Here is a 15,697-nt window from a genome sequence, read left to right as displayed (position 1 = left end):
TCCCTCACGGCGCCTGCCGCGCCAGGCTTTCGTGGTGTTCGGCGCTCTCCCCTGCCGCCGGCCCGCGCTCCGCTTCCTCGATGCGCTTGTAGGCAGCCAGCGCCTGGCCCACCACCTGGTCCATGTTGTAGTAACGATAGGTCCCCAGCCGGCCGATGAAGATGACGTGGGGCGTCGCTTCCGCCAGGTGCTGGTAACGCCGATAGAGCTCGGCATTCTCCGGGCGCGGGATCGGGTAATAGGGCTCGCCCTCCGCGCTGGGGTATTCGTAGGTCAGGCTGGTGCGCGCGTGGCTCTGACCGGTGAGGTGCTTGTACTCGGTGATACGAGTATAGGGCACTGTCTCGCTGGGGTAGTTGACTACGGCGACCGGCTGGAACCGCGGCTCGTCCCGCGTCTCGTGCTTGAAGGTCAGGGAGCGATACGGCAGGCGCCCGAAGCGATAGTCGAAGAATTCGTCGATCGGCCCGCTGTAGACCAGATGCTCGTGCGGGATCAGGTCGCGGATCTCGCGGTAGTCGGTGTTGACCATCACCTTGATGTTGGGATGGTCCAGCATCCGCTCGAACATCCGGGTGAAGCCATGCAGCGGCATCTGCTGGAAGGTGTCGCCGAAATAGCGGTCGTCGGTGGTGGTGCGGGTCGGCACCCGCGCCGTCACCGAGCGATCCAGCTGCGAGGGGTCCAGGCCCCACTGCTTGCGGGTATAGCCGCGGAAAAAGGTCTCGTAGAGCTCGCGCCCCACCTGGTTGATCACCACGTCTTCCGAGGTACGGATATCCTCCACCGGCTCGGCCCGCGCCGCGAGGAAGGCCTCGGCGCCGGCTTCGTCCAGTTCCAGACCGTAGAGCCGATTGAGGGTGGTCAGGTTGATCGGAATGGGCACCTGCTGGCCGTCGACCTCGGCCAGCACCCGATGCTCGTAGGGACGCCATTCGGTGAAGCGCGACAGGTAGTCGACGATGCGCTGGGAATTGGTATGGAAGATATGCGGACCATAGCGATGCACCAGGACGCCGGCATCGTCGTAGTGGTCGTAGGCATTGCCGCCGATATGCGGCCGCCGATCCACCACCAGCACGCGCTTGCCCAGCCCGGCGGCGAGACGCTCCGCCAGCACGCTGCCGGCGAAGCCAGCCCCCACGATCAGATAATCGAAACGCTCCAGCGCCGTTACCGCCATTGGATCTTCTCCCGCATCAGGTCACAGGTGCTGTCCCAGGACATCCCGGTCAGCAGGGCATCGGCACGCGCCAGAAAGGCTTCGCGCTGATCTTGACTGGCCAGCGCCGCCTCGCAGGCAGAGACGAAGGCCTCGGCGCCCTCGGCGATCCAGACCACGCCGCTGTCGCCATAGCTACGCACCACATCGGTGATGGGTGTCGAGACCACCGGACAGCCCCCCGCCAGGTATTCGGGGGTCTTGGTGGGGCTGATGAAGCGTGTGGCTTCGTTCAAGGCGAAGGGCATCAGGGCCACGTCCCAGCCGGCCAGGTAGGCGGGCAATTCATCGTAGGTCTTGCCGCCCAGGTAGTGCAGATTGGGCAATTGCGGCAGGCTGTCGGGCGCGATCTTGACCACCGGCCCCAGCATCACCCACTGCCAGTGCGGCCGCAGCCGGGCCACCGCCGCCAGCAGCGCAAGATCCAGGCGCTCGTCGATCACGCCATAGAAGCCCAGTCGCGGCTGCGCCAGGTCCGCTTGATCGAGGGGTTCCGGCAAGGCTTCGCGGGCCTGGCCGAAATGCGCCACGTCCACGCTGCTGGGAAAGGGAAATACCCGTGGATGCCGGTCGCGCTTGGCTTCGTAGAGGCTGTAGCCGCCGGTGAAGACCAGATCGGCGCGCTCAAGCAATTGCGCCTCCCGCTCCAAGAGCGCCGGAGGCGCGCCACGAAAGGCGGACAGTTCGTCCATGCAGTCGTATACCAGGGTCTGCGCAGGGATTTCGCCGGCGTAATCGAGTGCCATGGGCGTGAAGTACCAGGCCACCGCCACCGGCATCTGCAACTCGCGCAGATAGGTCTGCAGGAGCTCTCGCTGGGCACTCGCGCGCCCCTCGCTCGACAGCCCTGCGGGCAACCGCGGTACCAGTACCCGCACGCCGTTCTCTTCCACGCGCACGTCCAAATGCGCCTTATCGTCCGCCGCGTCCAGGGGCTCTTCGCAATAGAGCACGTTGTAGTGATCGGCGAAGCGCACCATCTCGTGTTGCGGACGCTGGTAGACGAAGCTCCAGCGCAGATGCGCCAGGCAGAGCAACAAGGGTCTGCCTGGGTCCAGGGGGCGTTCCGCCATCCGTACCGGGTGTGCGGTCTTGCCTATCGTTTCGGTATGAGGGCCGGCCCAACTCATCTTGTGCTCCTGTCATGTCGAACGCGAGACCGACCGCTGCAGAACACCCGCGGCCAGCCTGCGCAAGGGCAATTCGTAAAACATCCAAAGACCGTCCCGACCTTATCGCCAAGAGCACTACGCGATATCGAGCAACGTTATCGACTTATCGAATCGACAAGGGTTCATAACTTTATGAGCAACTTGCGCTTCGCTAGAACCTTTGCCCCCGCACAACTTCAGAAGCTTATCTGCTCGACGAATCGGCAACACTAACGCTTCGTTTAAAGTCTTTATCAAGCGAAGCCTTAGTTGCACAAAAACCTGCACGACATATTTATTTTTATTCGGCGGCTACGGGTGACGCGAGGGCGGTTGCATGTTGATGATCACGGGTGGCGCAGGATACATAGGTTCTCATACGACACTGGAGTTGCTGCGGGCGGGCCATGAGGTGGTGATCCTGGACAACCTGGTCAACAGCCGGCAGGAAGCGGTGCAACGGATCGCCACCCTGGCCGGGCGCGCGCCGCGCTTCGTGCAGGGTGATGTCCGCGATCGGCCGCTGCTGGATCGGCTGCTGCGGGAATTGCCGATCACCGGGGTGCTGCACTTCGCCGGCCTCAAGGCGGTCGGCGAAAGCGTCCAGCACCCCTTGCGCTACTTCGACAACAACGTCGGCGGCACCCTGGTGCTCTGCCAGGCCATGGCCGCTGCCGGCGTGCATCAGCTGGTCTTCAGTTCGTCAGCCACGGTCTATGGGCACTGCACTCCGCCAATCAGCGAAAGCTGTCCGACCGCCGAGCCCACCAATCCCTACGGCCAGTCGAAACTCATGGCCGAGCAGGTCCTACGCGGGCTGGCGACGGCCGATCCACACTGGTCCATCGCCGTGTTGCGCTACTTCAACCCCATCGGTGCCCACCCCTCCGGCTTGATCGGCGAAGACCCCCAGGGCACACCGAACAACCTGGTGCCCTACCTGCTGCAGGTGGCCAGCGGCCGGCGACCCTGGCTGGAGATCTATGGCGATGACTACCCCACCACCGATGGCACCGGTATCCGCGACTACCTCCACGTACAGGATCTGGCACGGGGGCACCTGGCGGCCTTGAACGCCCTGGCGGAACGTCCCGGGGTCTCGCTCTGGAATCTGGGCACCGGCCGGGGACATTCGGTCCGGGAAGTCGTGGCCACCCTCGAACGCCAACTGGGCCGCACCATCCCCTGCCGCGTCGCACCCCGCCGCGCGGGCGACGTAACGCTCTGCTGGGCCGACCCGGACAAGGCCTGGCGTGAACTAGGCTGGCGCGCCGAGCGCGAACTTTCCACCATGCTGGAAGATGCCTGGCGTTGGCAGTCGCTCAATCCCCAGGGTTATCGGAAAACGTCCAAGGCGACTATTGCCGTGGAAGAACCCGTTCAGGAAAAAGAACCGTCCCGGGCACCGAACTCTCGTTTCGCTTGAAAAGATAAAATCAGCCTATCGAATTACAACGCTTCGCCTGTTGTTAGCGAAGCGTTGTCATCCACTATTCTCTCGAAGAGTACCGCCCCAACAAAGGCTATAAACGAAGCGATAAAATACAACTTGAATTTTATTATTATCGCTTCGCTATCGTTGATTATGGCTGCGCTTAAGTAACTGGTGAAAAGGTCAGCGGCTCCGGGGCTGACCTCTGCTCTCAGCGTCCGCCCTGAGCCTCCAGGATCTGCAGGAAGGCGGCTTCGTCCAGCACCTTGACGCCGAGCTCCGTCGCCTTGGTCAGCTTGGAACCGGCGCCCGGGCCGGCCACCACCACGGCGGTCTTGGCCGATACCGAACCCGAGACCTTGGCGCCCAGCGCCTCCAGCCGCTCCTTGGCCTCGTCGCGACTCATGGCCTCCAGGGTGCCGGTGAGCACCCAGGTCTGGCCGGCGAACGGCAGCCCCTGCACGGCCTGCCGGGTGCTCTCCCAGTGCATGCCGAAGGCCTTGAGCTGCGCCTCGATGGCCAGCGCCTTGGCGACCTTATCCGGCGCGGCGAAGTATTCGCGCAGGCCCTGCTTGGCTCTTTCGTTGAGTCCGGATAGGGTCTTGAAGGTCAGCCAGTCCTGGGAGCCCTTGATCAGCGCGGCCAGGCTGGGAAAGGCCGCAGCCAGCGTCTTGGCGCCGGTCTTGCCCAGGTAGGGAATGTGCAACTGGTCGAGGAAGTCGGCGAAGGCGGCATAGCCGGAGAATTCGGCGTGCACCTCGCCTTCGTCGGCCAGTTGGATGCCATTGGCCAGCAGCGCTTCCAGTACGTCGCGATTGTGTTCCGACTGGAAGAAGTTATGGATCTCGAAGGCCACCTCCGGCCCGATGTCCGGCAGATAGACCAGCACCTCGGGCAGGGCCTCGCGGATGCGTTGCAGACTGCCCAGGGCGCGCGCCAGGCGCTTGGCGGTCTCCTCGCCCACCTCGGGGATGCCCAGGGCGAAGATGAAGCGCGCCAGGCTCGGGGTACGGCTGGCGTCGATGGCGGCGAGCAGATTGCGGCTCGACACCTCCGCGAAACCTTCGAGCTCGACGACCTGCTCGTAGGTCAGGGTGTAGAGGTCGGCGGGCGACTTCACCAGTCCGCGATCCACCAGTTGCTCGACGATACGATCACCCAGGCCATCGATATCCATGGCCCGGCGCGAGGCGAAATGGATGATCGCCTGCTTGAGCTGGGCCTGGCAGGCCAGGCGACCGACGCAGCGATAGACCGCACCCTCGCTCACCGACTCCTTGCCCTTACCGCGCTTCACCAACTGGGTGCGCTCCACCGCCGACCCACACACCGGGCAATGGGTAGGAATCTCTACTGGCCGGGCATCCGCCGGCCGCCGCTCAGGTACCACCTGCATGATCTGCGGGATGACGTCCCCGGCGCGGCGGACGATGACGCTGTCACCGATCATCACGCCCAGGCGGGCGATCTCGTCCATGTTGTGCAGGGTGGCGTTGGTCACGGTCACGCCCGCTACCTGCACCGGCTTGAGACGGGCCACGGGGGTGATGGCACCGGTACGGCCCACCTGGAATTCGACGTTGAGTAGCTCGGTCAGCTCTTCCCGGGCGGGAAACTTGTGGGCCAGGGCCCAGCGCGGCTCGCGCGCGCGAAAGCCCAGTTCGCCTTGCCAATCCAGGCGATTGACCTTGTAGACCACGCCATCGATCTCGTAGGCCAGGGCATCGCGGCGCCGCCCGATGTCCTCATAGTAGGCGCGGCAGCCTTCCGCGCCCTGTACCTTGCGCAGCTCGCGGCTGATGGGAATGCCCCACTCCTTTAGCTGCTGGAGGATATCGTACTGGGTGTCCGGCAGATCGCCGCCCTCGACGCGCCCGAAACCGTAGCAGCAGAACTCCAGCGGCCGCTGGGCAGTGATGCGCGAATCCAACTGGCGCAGGCTACCGGCCGCGGCATTGCGTGGATTGGCGAAGGTCTTGCCGCCGCTTTCCATGGCCCGGGCGTTCAACGCTTCGAAACCGGCGCGGGACATGAACACCTCACCGCGCACCTCCAACACTCGTGGCCAGCCTTCGCCCTGCAGGCGCAGCGGCACATTGCGAATGGTGCGTACGTTGGCGGTGATGTCTTCACCGGTGGTGCCGTCGCCGCGGGTGGCGCCCCGCACCAGCAGGCCTTCTTCGTAGAGCAGGCTGACGGCCAGACCGTCGAGCTTGGGCTCGCAGGTGTATTCCACACCCGAATCCGGCCCGGCGAAGTCGGTCTCGCCGAACTCCTCACGCAGGCGCTTGCCCACGCTGCGGTCGAAATCCTGCAGATTCTCGTCGGCGAAGGCGTTGCCCAGGCTGAGCATGGGCACCTCGTGCCGGATGGTGCCAAAGGCCGCCAGGGCCGAGCCGCTGACCCTCTGGGTCGGCGAGTCGGGCGTCACCAACTCGGGATGCTCGGCCTCCAGCGCTTTGAGCTCGCCGAACAGGCGGTCGTACTCGGCATCGGGCACGCTCGGCTCGTCCAGCACGTAATACCGGTAGTTGTGGGCGTCGATCTCGCTGCGCAGGGCAGCGATGCGGGTGACGGCATTCTGGGCGTCGGTCATGGCGGTCTCTCACTGTCGCCACCCCGGGGGTGGCCCGGGCGCCATCTGTGGCGCCATTGCAAGGATTACAAACAAAAAGAGCAGCCGAGGCTGCTCTTGGTTCGCTCCGGCGCACTCAGCGCTTGAGCATGAGGCTCTTGCGCTCGAAGTCGACGATGCGCTGGCGGTAGTGCTCGATGGTCTGGGCGGTCATCACACTGCGCTGCTCGTCCTTCAACTCGCCATTGAGTTCGGACGACAGCTTGCGCGCCGCAGCCACCATCAGATCGAAGGCCTGCTTGGGATGGCGCGGGCCGGGCAGGCCGAGGAAGAAGCTCACCGCCGGGGTGTGGAAATCGTCGATGGCATCCAGGTCGAAGGTGCCCGGACGCACGGCATTGGCCATGGAAAACAGCACCTCACCGTTGCCCGACATGCTCTCATGACGATGGAAGATGTCCATGTCGCCGAATCTCAAGCCGCTCTCGAGAATATTCTGCAGCAGCGCCGGACCGGAGAAGCCTTTCTCGTCACGGGAAATGACATTGATGACCAGCACCTCGTCCACCGGCGCCATGGCCCCACCACTGTTGCCACTGCCACTGCTGACGGGCTCGCTAGCGGTTTCGCGTTCCGGCGCCTTGGCGCTGAGCGGCTTTTCCTTGCGCGGCTTGTCCCGACCACGCACCACGACGTCGTCGGAATCGGCGGACAAGCCAGCCAGCCCCTCGTCCGCTGCGGATAGATCGAAGCTGTCGGCGCTGGGCTCTTCACGACGCTCTTCGCGTCGTTTGCGCTGGGTAGAGCGCGGTGGCGTCGGTTCGCCCGGATCGTCCAGCGACGGCTCCTTCTGCTCTACCACGCGGGTCGGGCCAATGATTTCCGGATCATCGCCCTCGTGTTCCGGATGATTGCTCAGCGACTGGTCAAGTTTGAACTTGAGCTTGCCCTTGCCGCTCATGCGACGCCAACCATCGAACAGAATACCGGCGATGACGATGACGCCGATGATGATCAGCCACTCGCGCAGACCCATATCCATGAAAAAGACATACCCCTGTAAAAATAATGGACCGACACCCGTCGGGAAACTTTGGAAAGTCATCGCCTGCGAGGCCTTTCCAAAACGTCCGAAACCTACGCCAAGTCAGTGTTCTTCTTAGCTTTTTATACCTACCGCCGAAGCGGCCATAAGCTAGCACGACTGCCGTCAACTTTACACCGCCACACCGCGAGGCTGTGGGTTACTACGCGTCCACCATGGCCACCGCTTCCTCCACATCCACGGCCACCAGCCGTGAACAACCCGGTTCATGCATCGTCACGCCCAATAGCTGGTCGGCCATCTCCATGGCGATCTTGTTGTGCGTGATGTAAATGAACTGCACCTTCTCCGACATACTCTTAACCAAGCGGGCATAACGTCCAACGTTGGCGTCATCCAGCGGCGCATCCACTTCGTCGAGCATGCAGAACGGCGCCGGATTCAACTGGAAGATGGCAAAGACCAATGCCAGAGCGGTCAGCGCCTTTTCTCCACCGGAGAGCAAATGGATGGTGCTGTTCTTCTTGCCCGGCGGGCGCGCCATGATCGCAACCCCGGTATCGAGTAAATCTTCACCGGTAAGTTCCAAGTAGGCACTGCCGCCACCGAAAACTTTCGGGAACAACGCCTGCAAGCCGTGGTTGATCTGGTCGAAGGTATCCTTGAACCTATTGCGCGTTTCCCGATCGATCTTGCGGATGACGCTTTCCAGGGTCTCCAGCGCCTCGACCAGATCGGCGTTCTGGGCATCCAGATAGGTCTTGCGCTCGGCCTGCTGCTGATACTCGTCGATGGCCGCCAGGTTGATCGGCCCCAGCCGGGCGATACGCGCCGCCACGGCTTCCAACTCCTGCTCCCAGGCCGCCTCGCTCGCCGCTTCAGGCAAAGTAGAGATCACCGTCGGTAGGTCGTAACCGTCGGCCGCCAACTGCTCGGCGAAGCCACTGCGCCGGGTCGCCAGCCCCTGCCACTCCAGCCGGTGCTGCTCCAGTTGGCCACGCAGCAAGGTGGCCTGCTGCTCCGCCTGCAGGCGCCGCCGCTCGAAATCGCGCAACTCCCGATCGGCGTCTTCCAACGCCATCCTTGCCGAGCGCATCTCTTCGTCCACCTGGAGGCGTCGTTCGAGCAACTCTTCCAGGCGCAGGCGCAACTCGTCGAGCGGCTCGCCGCCCTCCTCCAGATTGAGGCTGAGCTGCTCGCAGCGCTCGCCCAGGCGTGCGGTCTGCTGTTCGAGACGCTCCAGGGCCTGGAGCGTCGACTGACGCTGCGCACGCAGCGCCGTCAGCCGTACCGTGAGCTGGTGAAGCTGCTCCTGGGCCAGGCGTTGCCGTTGCCGCGCCGACTCGACCGCCTGGCGATGCAGCTCGCGTTGATCCTGCAGTTGCGCACGCTGTTCGGTATCCACGGCCATGGCGTCCAGGGCGTCTTGCAGGCGCAACCGGCACTCGCCCAGCTCTTCCTGCTCCCGCGCCAGTTGCTGCTCGACATCGCTGAGATCGGCCCCCAACTGCCGCCGCCGAATACCCAGTTGCTCGGCACGTGCCTGCTGCGCGGAAAGCTGCGCCCGGCGCTCGGCCAGGCGTTGCTGTTCCTGCTGCTGCCGCCGCCGCGACTCCTCGCGCTCGGCCTCCAGCCGTTGCTGGGCCACGCGGCGCTCCTCCAACAGGTCATCCTGCGACTCGAGCATTTCACTCAACTCCAGACGCCGGGTCTGCAACTCTTCCAATTCCCGTCCGCGGGCGAGGACACTGCCCTCCGCCGCCTGGGCGCGCCGCACGCGCAGGAAGTGTCGGGACACCCAATAGCCTTCCGGGGTGATCAGACTCTGCCCCGGCGCCAGAGCGGCACGCCGCGCCAGCGCCTCGTCATAGCTGGCGGCGACCAGCACCTGGCCCAGCCAGGGCGACAGATCCCGGGGCGCCCGGACCTTTTCCAGCAGGCTGCCCGAGGCGACGGGCGCCTGGCCAGGCAGCGCCAGATTCAACGCGCCACTGGCGAAGGTCTCGAGCCGCAGCGGCGCCAGCTCGTCGAGGCAGACCGCCTGCAGATCGCTGCCGAGCACGGTTTCCACCGCCAGCTCCCAGCCTGCAGTGACCTGAAGCTCTTCCGCCAACTGGGGCGCCTGGGCCAGCCCCTCCGCTTCGAGCCACCGGGCCGCCCCGGTATCGGGGGCCAGGGCAGCCTGCTGTAGTGCTTCGAGGGAGGCGATGCGACCTTCCAGCCGCTGCAGCTCGCCCTGGCGCTGGCTCTGCTCGTTGGCCAGCGTCAGCAACTCCTCGCGCAGTCGTTGCAGACCGTCGGCCACCTGCAATTCCTGCTCGGCCAAGCCTTCCAGCAGCAATTCATCCTCGGCGATCTGTTCTTCCAGGGCGATCAGGCTGTCGGACGGACCGTCCTCGCCCAGCAGGGTACGTTCGTCGCGCAGCCGGCGCTGCCGTTCCACACCGCGCTCCAGACTCTGCTCCAGGGAACGGATCCGCGCCTGCTGCACGTCCGCCTCCCGTTGCGGCTCGACGCTGGCCGCGCTGAGCGTCTCCCAGCGCTGCTGCCAGTCCGCCAAGGCCAACTCCGCCTCTTCCAAGGCGGCAGCGCCCTCTTCACCCAGCGCACGCGCCGCCTCTTCTTCGGGCTCCAGCATCGCCAACTCTTCCTCGAAGGTGGCCAGCAGTACCCGGTCATGCTCCAGATGGGATTCGGCCTCGCTGCGGGCCTGCTCGGCTTCGCGCAAATCGTCCTGCAACTGGCGTTGGCGCTGCTGGCCATGCTGGATGGTCTGCTCCAGGCGGGCGATGTCGCCGCCCAGGGAGTAGAAGCGCCCCTGCACCTGGTTGAAGGCCTCGCTCAACTCGTGATGACCGTCGCGGAGCCGCTCGATACCGGCATCCGCCTGGCGCTGCTCGGCGGTCAGGGCCTCCAACGCCGTCTCCTGGTCACGGATCACCTTCTCGCGTTGCGCGACGCGCTCATCCAGCTCGCGCCAGCGCACCGCCTGCAACTGCGCCTTGAGCTGCCGCTCCTCCTGCTTGAAGGCCTGGAAGCGTTCGGCGGATTGCGCCTGGCGATGCAGCCGCTCCAGCTGGCGCTCCAGCTCCTCGCGCAGGTCGGTCAGGCGAGCGAGATTCTCCTGAGTGCGGCGGATGCGATTCTCGGTTTCGCGACGGCGCTCCTTGTACTTGGAGATGCCCGCCGCCTCTTCTATGTAGTGCCGCAGATCCTCAGGGCGCGCCTCGATCAGCTTGGAAATCATCCCCTGCTCGATGATCGAATAGCTGCGCGGCCCCAGCCCGGTGCCCAGGAAGATATCGGTGATGTCGCGGCGGCGGCACTTGGTGCCGTTGAGGAAATAGGTGTTCTGCCCTTCGCGGGTCACCCGGCGGCGAATGGAGATTTCCGCGTAGCTGGCGTACTCGCCTACCAGGGTATGGTCGGAATTGTCGAAGATCAGCTCGATGGAGGCCTGGGATACCGGCTTGCGGCTGTTGGAACCGTTGAAGATGACATCCGTCATCGACTCGCCGCGCAGATTCTTGGCCGAGCTCTCGCCCATCACCCAGCGCACGGCATCAATGATGTTCGACTTGCCGCAACCATTGGGGCCGACCACCGCTGCCATGTTGCTCGGGAAATTCACCGTCGTCGGATCGACGAAGGATTTGAATCCCGCCAGCTTGATCGACCTCAACCGCATCTCAGGAACCCTTGTCCACCGCGCCGTGCCCAACCGCGGGCCAAAAGCTGGGAGTCTACCATCGGCGGGCCCTGCTGCCGTCGCCGTGCATTACCTTATTTCCAGCCGTTCTGCACGGGAGCCGGGGCGACAAGTTATAGTCCCGCACCTCACACCCGCAGGATGCCCCCATGAAAATACCTCGCCTCACCCTGCTCGCAGCCGCCCTGGCGGTCAGCGCCCAGGTCCTGGCCGCCCAGCCGCCACTGCTCAACGTCTCGTACGACGTGATGCGTGACTTCTACAAGGATTACAACCCCGCCTTCCAGGCCCACTGGAAAGCCGAGCACGGGGAAACCCCGGTGATCCAGATGTCCCACGGCGGCTCCAGCAAGCAGGCCCGCGCGGTCATCGACGGCTTGCAGGCCGATGTCATCACCATGAACCAAGCCACCGACATCCAGGCCCTGGCCGATCGCGGCCTGGTGCCCAAGGATTGGGAAAGCCGCCTGCCCGATCGCAGCGCGCCCTTCACCTCCGCTACCGTGCTCATCGTGCGCCAGGGCAACCCCAAGGGCATTCACGACTGGTCCGACCTGCTCAAGGATGGCGTCCAGGTGATAGTGCCCAACCCCAAGACCTCCGGAAACGGGCGCTACACCTACCTGTCCGCCTGGGCCTATGCCCTGCACCAGCCAGGCGGCAATGAAGAGAAGGCGCGCACCTTCGTCAGCGATCTGTTCAAGCACGTGCCCATCCTGGACACCGGCGGTCGCGCCGCGACCACCACCTTCATGAAGAACCAGCAGGGCGATGTCCTGGTGACCTTCGAGAACGAAGCCGAGATGATCGCGCGCGAATTCGGCCGTGGCGGCTTCGAAGTGATCTACCCGAGTATCTCGGTCCAGGCCGAGCCACCGGTGAGCGTGGTGGACAGTGTCGTCGACAAGAAAGGCACCCGCGCCGAGGCCGAGGAATACCTCAAGTATCTCTGGTCCGACGAAGGCCAGAAGATCGCCGCGGAAAACTTCCTGCGCCCGCGCAATGCCACCGTACTGGCGCAATACGCCGATCGGTTTCCCAAGCTCGAACTGATCGATGCGCAAAAGGAGTTCGGCCTCTGGAGCGGCATCCAGAAGACCCACTTCGCCGATGGCGGCGTCTTCGACCAGATATACACGCCCGCCCAGTGATCTCTTGCGCCCGGCTCACTGCCGGGCATCGGACAGCCGCTAAAAGACGCACAAACGAAAACACCGCCCGAGGGCGGTGTTTTGATGATTGGCGTCGGAATAAGGCAATGACTCCCCACGCTCTGCAATCGCCTTAAGCATTGAGCCTGCGGACATCAGGGGCTAGCCCATAAATAAACCGCTACGCCCCTCTTGAAAACAGTCGCGTAGTCGTCGGCATCGGCATCATTAACAGCAACCCCGGTGCAAACATTACGTCCAGCATATGCTTCCACCCTGCCCCACGCGATCAATCCACCAAGTAGATTTCAACACGCTCTTTACTGGCACCAATATTGTTGCGTTTGAGGCGAATACGTCCAACCTCTCCCGTGCTACGCAAATGCGTACCACCACAAGGCACTTGGGAAAAGCCCTCTATGCACCAGCATCGGCGCAAACGCTCCGCATCGGTAAACCGACTCTCTATTGGCAAGTTGGCAGTGACCAGTTGCTCGACATCCCGCTGGATACCTGGAAGGTACTGGCTGACATTCCCCTCAAAAACAAAATCGATCCGTGCCTTGCTCTGGCCAATGTGGGCACCGATTTTTTCCAGAGCAGGAAATTTCTTATAGAACAACTCCAGTACGATTTCCGCGGCGAAGTGTAAGCGCATCAGCGCGTATCGACGAGGCCAGTCGATTTGTACATTTACCAGGTCACCTACGGCAAAGTCTGGATCAGCGGTTAGACGGTAAACGATCCGATCATCGACGATACTCGCCTGGCTGACCTCAATGCGGTTGATAGTGCCCCGATCCGACTCCTGGCCGCCCGACTCGGCAAAGAAAATTGTTGGACTGATGACGACATCGCGCCCATCTACGCTAAGTACCCGAGCATCTAGGCTCGAAAGGTAAGGCTCATTCCAGAATGCACGCTCCATACGGCTTAAATCCCCTATTCAATGAGGGCGGCTAAAGCAATTAAACTCTAAAACAAGCATTAAATAGAAAGAAAGCGCCCGACATCCTTAGCCAAAAAAGGACCTCCAATATCAACGCACTATAATCACGACCCGCCCTCAACTCCAATCAGCGCACACTCAGCTTTTTCGAGCCAAAAAACCTTCAAAAGCAATAGCCGCTTTCATCACGTGCTGGCGAACCAAAGCTTCAGCACGATCCAAATCTTGATCGACTGCTGACTCCTCCATCGCCAAATGCTCATCTTGAGACATATGCTCCCGCCCCATGACCGACAAATGAAAGCGTAGGTATCGGCCCTACATGGAATCGAGCACCTAATGAGGGGCCGGCTCCAGTGTCAACCTGATAGCATAGTTATCAAGCCCATCAGCCTTGGAAAGCCGTGTCACGATTGGGGAACAAAGCCCAACAGAGCTTGCCCTTCCAACCTCTTCAGAGCCTCACAAAATGGCATCCGACTGACATTGAAGACCTGTGCACAGAGGGAGACGGCCCTCCAAAATCTCCTACTTCAACACCCGTGCAATCTGCTGACTGGCAGTCCTGTACTGAATTTCCCCAAGATCACTTAGCAATCTGCTTCTCAATTCTGCGTGCCAACCAAGGTAAACCAATAGCCAATGGCTATTGGTTTACCAGTCAGTCTTCAAAGGTGCAAGCATCGCAAAGTCGACAGGAGAGGCCGCTGCATTAGTAAAATCAATGTGGCGAGTGATAAGGAGCGTAGTGATTCGCGGGTCCTGGGCAGCGGGCTTTGCCGACGGCGGCGTATTCGACCAGATATACACGCCCGCCCAGTGATCTTCCGCGCCCGGCTCGCTGCCGGGCATCGGACAGCCGCTAAAAGACGCACAAACGAAAACACCGCCCGGGGGCGGTGTTTTCGTTTATTTGGAGCGGGAAACGAGACTCGAACTCGCGACCCCGACCTTGGCAAGGTCGTGCTCTACCAACTGAGCTATTCCCGCAATATGGCGTCCCCTAGGGGACTCGAACCCCTGTTACCGCCGTGAAAGGGCGGTGTCCTAGGCCACTAGACGAAGGGGACGTTACCTCTTCTGCAAGGCCTTTCACCTTGCATCCAGCTGTCATGAAACAGGTGGATTATATTTGGAGCGGGAAACGAGACTCGAACTCGCGACCCCGACCTTGGCAAGGTCGTGCTCTACCAACTGAGCTATTCCCGCAATGTGGCGTCCCCTAGGGGACTCGAACCCCTGTTACCGCCGTGAAAGGGCGGTGTCCTAGGCCACTAGACGAAGGGGACGTTACCTCTTCCGCAAGGCCTTTCACCTTGCATTCATCCATCATTAGACAGATGAATTCAATTTGGAGCGGGAAACGAGACTCGAACTCGCGACCCCGACCTTGGCAAGGTCGTGCTCTACCAACTGAGCTATTCCCGCAATTTTGGCGTCCCCTAGGGGACTCGAACCCCTGTTACCGCCGTGAAAGGGCGGTGTCCTAGGCCACTAGACGAAGGGGACCAGGTAGAATCCCTGAGGACTCTGGCCTACCACTCGGCTGACGCTTGCCGCCGCTGGGAGTGCGCGCATTCTAGGGAGCCTTACCCTAGGCGTCAATAGCTGATTAAATACTTTTCAAATCAACGACTTCGCTCGCACGATAAACGGCGAGCCGGCACCACGGAGAAGGTCATGTCCTCAACGATGATTGCAGCGGTAGTGGGGCTTGGCATCCTCTTGGTCATTATGATCGCCTTCGTCAATCAGAAGCTGGAAGCAGGTCGCCTGGAAAAGCAGCGCCTGATCGCCGACCTCACCGACCGCATCAAGCGTTGCAGCCAATTGGCTGCCAGCCTGCCGGGTCAATTCATGACGCCGGCGCTCAAGCAGTTGTTCAATCGCATCGAGCTGGGCCTGACTATCAGGCTTGCTGCCCTGCAGTCGCCTTCAGCCTCCCTGACCGCTCGCAAGACGGAACTGGAAGAAGCACTGGCCAAAGGCGATGACATCGAATCGACCAATGCCCCCCGCCCGGTACATACCGAGGCACGGGTGAAGGAAATCCGCGGCTACCTGGAAATGCTGCATGCCCTGGTAGCCCATGCCAGCCAGATCGGCATCATGGATGGCCAGGAAGCGCAGCGCTGGGTTGCCGAGATGCGCTTCATGCTCACCACCAGCTACGTGGAGTTCTTCCGCTTCCAAGCCGAACAGCAGATCAAAAATGAGCATTTCATCCAGGCTCGCCAGGCGTACGAGCGGGCTATCATGCAGATCCGCAAACAGCAGCAGCCCGAGCGCTATAGCGAACTGGTAGTCCAGCTGGAAGAGCAGATCGCCCAGGTGAAACAGCAACAGAGCGAACTGGCCGAACGGGCCAGCGGCACCAACGAGCTGTCGAACAGCGTCGATACTCTTAAGGACGACAGCTGGCGTAAGAAGAACGACTATGAATGAGGGCTTCCCTGCCCTCCT

At 62.4% G+C, this 15,697-nt stretch carries 10 protein-coding genes and 6 tRNA genes; 3 read left to right on the top strand and 13 right to left on the bottom strand.

Going from position 1 to position 15,697, the window contains the following annotated elements:
* Positions 1-4: 4 nt before the first annotated feature.
* Both glf and CCZ28_RS02435 read right to left on the bottom strand, forming a co-directional pair.
* Positions 5-1,183, bottom strand: a complete 1,179-nt coding sequence (gene glf, locus CCZ28_RS02440) for a UDP-galactopyranose mutase (protein ID WP_140215604.1) — start codon at positions 1,181-1,183, stop codon at positions 5-7.
* Positions 1,174-2,352, bottom strand: a complete 1,179-nt coding sequence (locus CCZ28_RS02435; protein WP_140215602.1) for a glycosyltransferase family 1 protein — start codon at positions 2,350-2,352, stop codon at positions 1,174-1,176. The genes glf and CCZ28_RS02435 overlap by 10 nt, the downstream gene beginning before the upstream one ends.
* A gap of 358 nt (positions 2,353-2,710) precedes the next feature.
* Between CCZ28_RS02435 and galE the strand changes: the two genes are divergently transcribed.
* A complete protein-coding gene (gene galE, locus CCZ28_RS02430; RefSeq protein WP_140215600.1) occupies positions 2,711-3,799 on the top strand; it encodes a UDP-glucose 4-epimerase GalE in 1,089 nt (362 codons plus the stop codon).
* A 217-nt stretch (positions 3,800-4,016) separates the two neighbouring features.
* On the opposite strand, the gene ligA is transcribed toward galE, so the two are convergent.
* The 3 genes from ligA to smc form a co-directional block, all read right to left on the bottom strand.
* The gene (ligA, locus tag CCZ28_RS02425; protein ID WP_140215598.1) at positions 4,017-6,401 is read right to left on the bottom strand and encodes an NAD-dependent DNA ligase LigA; all 2,385 of its coding nucleotides are present in this window, start codon (positions 6,399-6,401) and stop codon (positions 4,017-4,019) included.
* A 115-nt stretch (positions 6,402-6,516) separates the two neighbouring features.
* Positions 6,517-7,422 carry a cell division protein ZipA gene (gene zipA / locus CCZ28_RS02420; RefSeq protein ID WP_140215596.1) on the bottom strand — a complete coding sequence of 302 codons (906 nt, stop codon included), beginning with the start codon at positions 7,420-7,422 and terminating at the stop codon, positions 6,517-6,519.
* A gap of 205 nt (positions 7,423-7,627) precedes the next feature.
* Entirely contained in the window at positions 7,628-11,113 is a 3,486-nt protein-coding gene (gene smc, locus CCZ28_RS02415) for a chromosome segregation protein SMC (protein ID WP_140215594.1), read from the bottom strand.
* Positions 11,114-11,283: 170 nt separating this feature from the next.
* Here smc and CCZ28_RS02410 point away from each other — a divergent pair, with 170 nt between their 5' ends.
* Entirely contained in the window at positions 11,284-12,285 is a 1,002-nt protein-coding gene (locus CCZ28_RS02410; RefSeq protein ID WP_140215592.1) for a sulfate ABC transporter substrate-binding protein, read from the top strand.
* 289 nt (positions 12,286-12,574) lie between these two features.
* Here CCZ28_RS02410 and CCZ28_RS02405 read toward each other — a convergent pair whose 3' ends face one another.
* From CCZ28_RS02405 to CCZ28_RS02370, 8 genes are all read right to left on the bottom strand, one after another.
* Positions 12,575-13,213 (bottom strand): alanyl-tRNA editing protein, encoded by a 639-nt coding sequence (locus CCZ28_RS02405; protein ID WP_140215590.1) that lies wholly within the window; start codon positions 13,211-13,213, stop codon positions 12,575-12,577.
* Positions 13,214-13,372: 159 nt separating this feature from the next.
* Positions 13,373-13,507, bottom strand: a complete 135-nt coding sequence (locus CCZ28_RS24815) for a hypothetical protein (RefSeq protein ID WP_276613564.1) — start codon at positions 13,505-13,507, stop codon at positions 13,373-13,375.
* Positions 13,508-14,148: 641 nt separating this feature from the next.
* Positions 14,149-14,224 (bottom strand) — tRNA-Gly (locus tag CCZ28_RS02395).
* 4 nt (positions 14,225-14,228) lie between these two features.
* Positions 14,229-14,304, bottom strand: a tRNA-Glu gene (locus CCZ28_RS02390).
* 63 nt (positions 14,305-14,367) lie between these two features.
* A tRNA-Gly gene (locus tag CCZ28_RS02385) sits at positions 14,368-14,443 on the bottom strand.
* Positions 14,444-14,447: 4 nt separating this feature from the next.
* Positions 14,448-14,523: transfer RNA gene (locus CCZ28_RS02380), tRNA-Glu, on the bottom strand.
* 63 nt (positions 14,524-14,586) lie between these two features.
* Positions 14,587-14,662: transfer RNA gene (locus tag CCZ28_RS02375), tRNA-Gly, on the bottom strand.
* Positions 14,663-14,667: 5 nt separating this feature from the next.
* Positions 14,668-14,743, bottom strand: a tRNA-Glu gene (locus tag CCZ28_RS02370).
* 171 nt (positions 14,744-14,914) lie between these two features.
* Here CCZ28_RS02370 and CCZ28_RS02365 point away from each other — a divergent pair.
* Entirely contained in the window at positions 14,915-15,679 is a 765-nt protein-coding gene (locus CCZ28_RS02365) for a hypothetical protein (protein ID WP_240795218.1), read from the top strand.
* Positions 15,680-15,697 lie beyond the last annotated feature (18 nt).

Origin of the sequence: Pseudomonas oryzihabitans, from assembly GCF_006384975.1 — a bacterium.
In the GTDB taxonomy this organism is placed as follows: domain Bacteria; phylum Pseudomonadota; class Gammaproteobacteria; order Pseudomonadales; family Pseudomonadaceae; genus Chryseomonas; species Chryseomonas psychrotolerans_B.
This window is presented reverse-complemented; position numbering and strand designations above follow the sequence as displayed.

Coding starts and splice junctions, on each gene's coding strand:
- glf (WP_140215604.1), bottom strand. CDS start 1,183: ATGGCGGTAACGGCGCTGGAGCGTTTCGATTATCTGATCGTGGGGGCT.
- CCZ28_RS02435 (WP_140215602.1), bottom strand. CDS start 2,352: ATGAGTTGGGCCGGCCCTCATACCGAAACGATAGGCAAGACCGCACAC.
- galE (WP_140215600.1), top strand. CDS start 2,711: ATGTTGATGATCACGGGTGGCGCAGGATACATAGGTTCTCATACGACA.
- ligA (WP_140215598.1), bottom strand. CDS start 6,401: ATGACCGACGCCCAGAATGCCGTCACCCGCATCGCTGCCCTGCGCAGC.
- zipA (WP_140215596.1), bottom strand. CDS start 7,422: ATGGATATGGGTCTGCGCGAGTGGCTGATCATCATCGGCGTCATCGTC.
- smc (WP_140215594.1), bottom strand. CDS start 11,113: ATGCGGTTGAGGTCGATCAAGCTGGCGGGATTCAAATCCTTCGTCGAT.
- CCZ28_RS02410 (WP_140215592.1), top strand. CDS start 11,284: ATGAAAATACCTCGCCTCACCCTGCTCGCAGCCGCCCTGGCGGTCAGC.
- CCZ28_RS02405 (WP_140215590.1), bottom strand. CDS start 13,213: ATGGAGCGTGCATTCTGGAATGAGCCTTACCTTTCGAGCCTAGATGCT.
- CCZ28_RS24815 (WP_276613564.1), bottom strand. CDS start 13,507: ATGTCTCAAGATGAGCATTTGGCGATGGAGGAGTCAGCAGTCGATCAA.
- CCZ28_RS02365 (WP_240795218.1), top strand. CDS start 14,915: ATGTCCTCAACGATGATTGCAGCGGTAGTGGGGCTTGGCATCCTCTTG.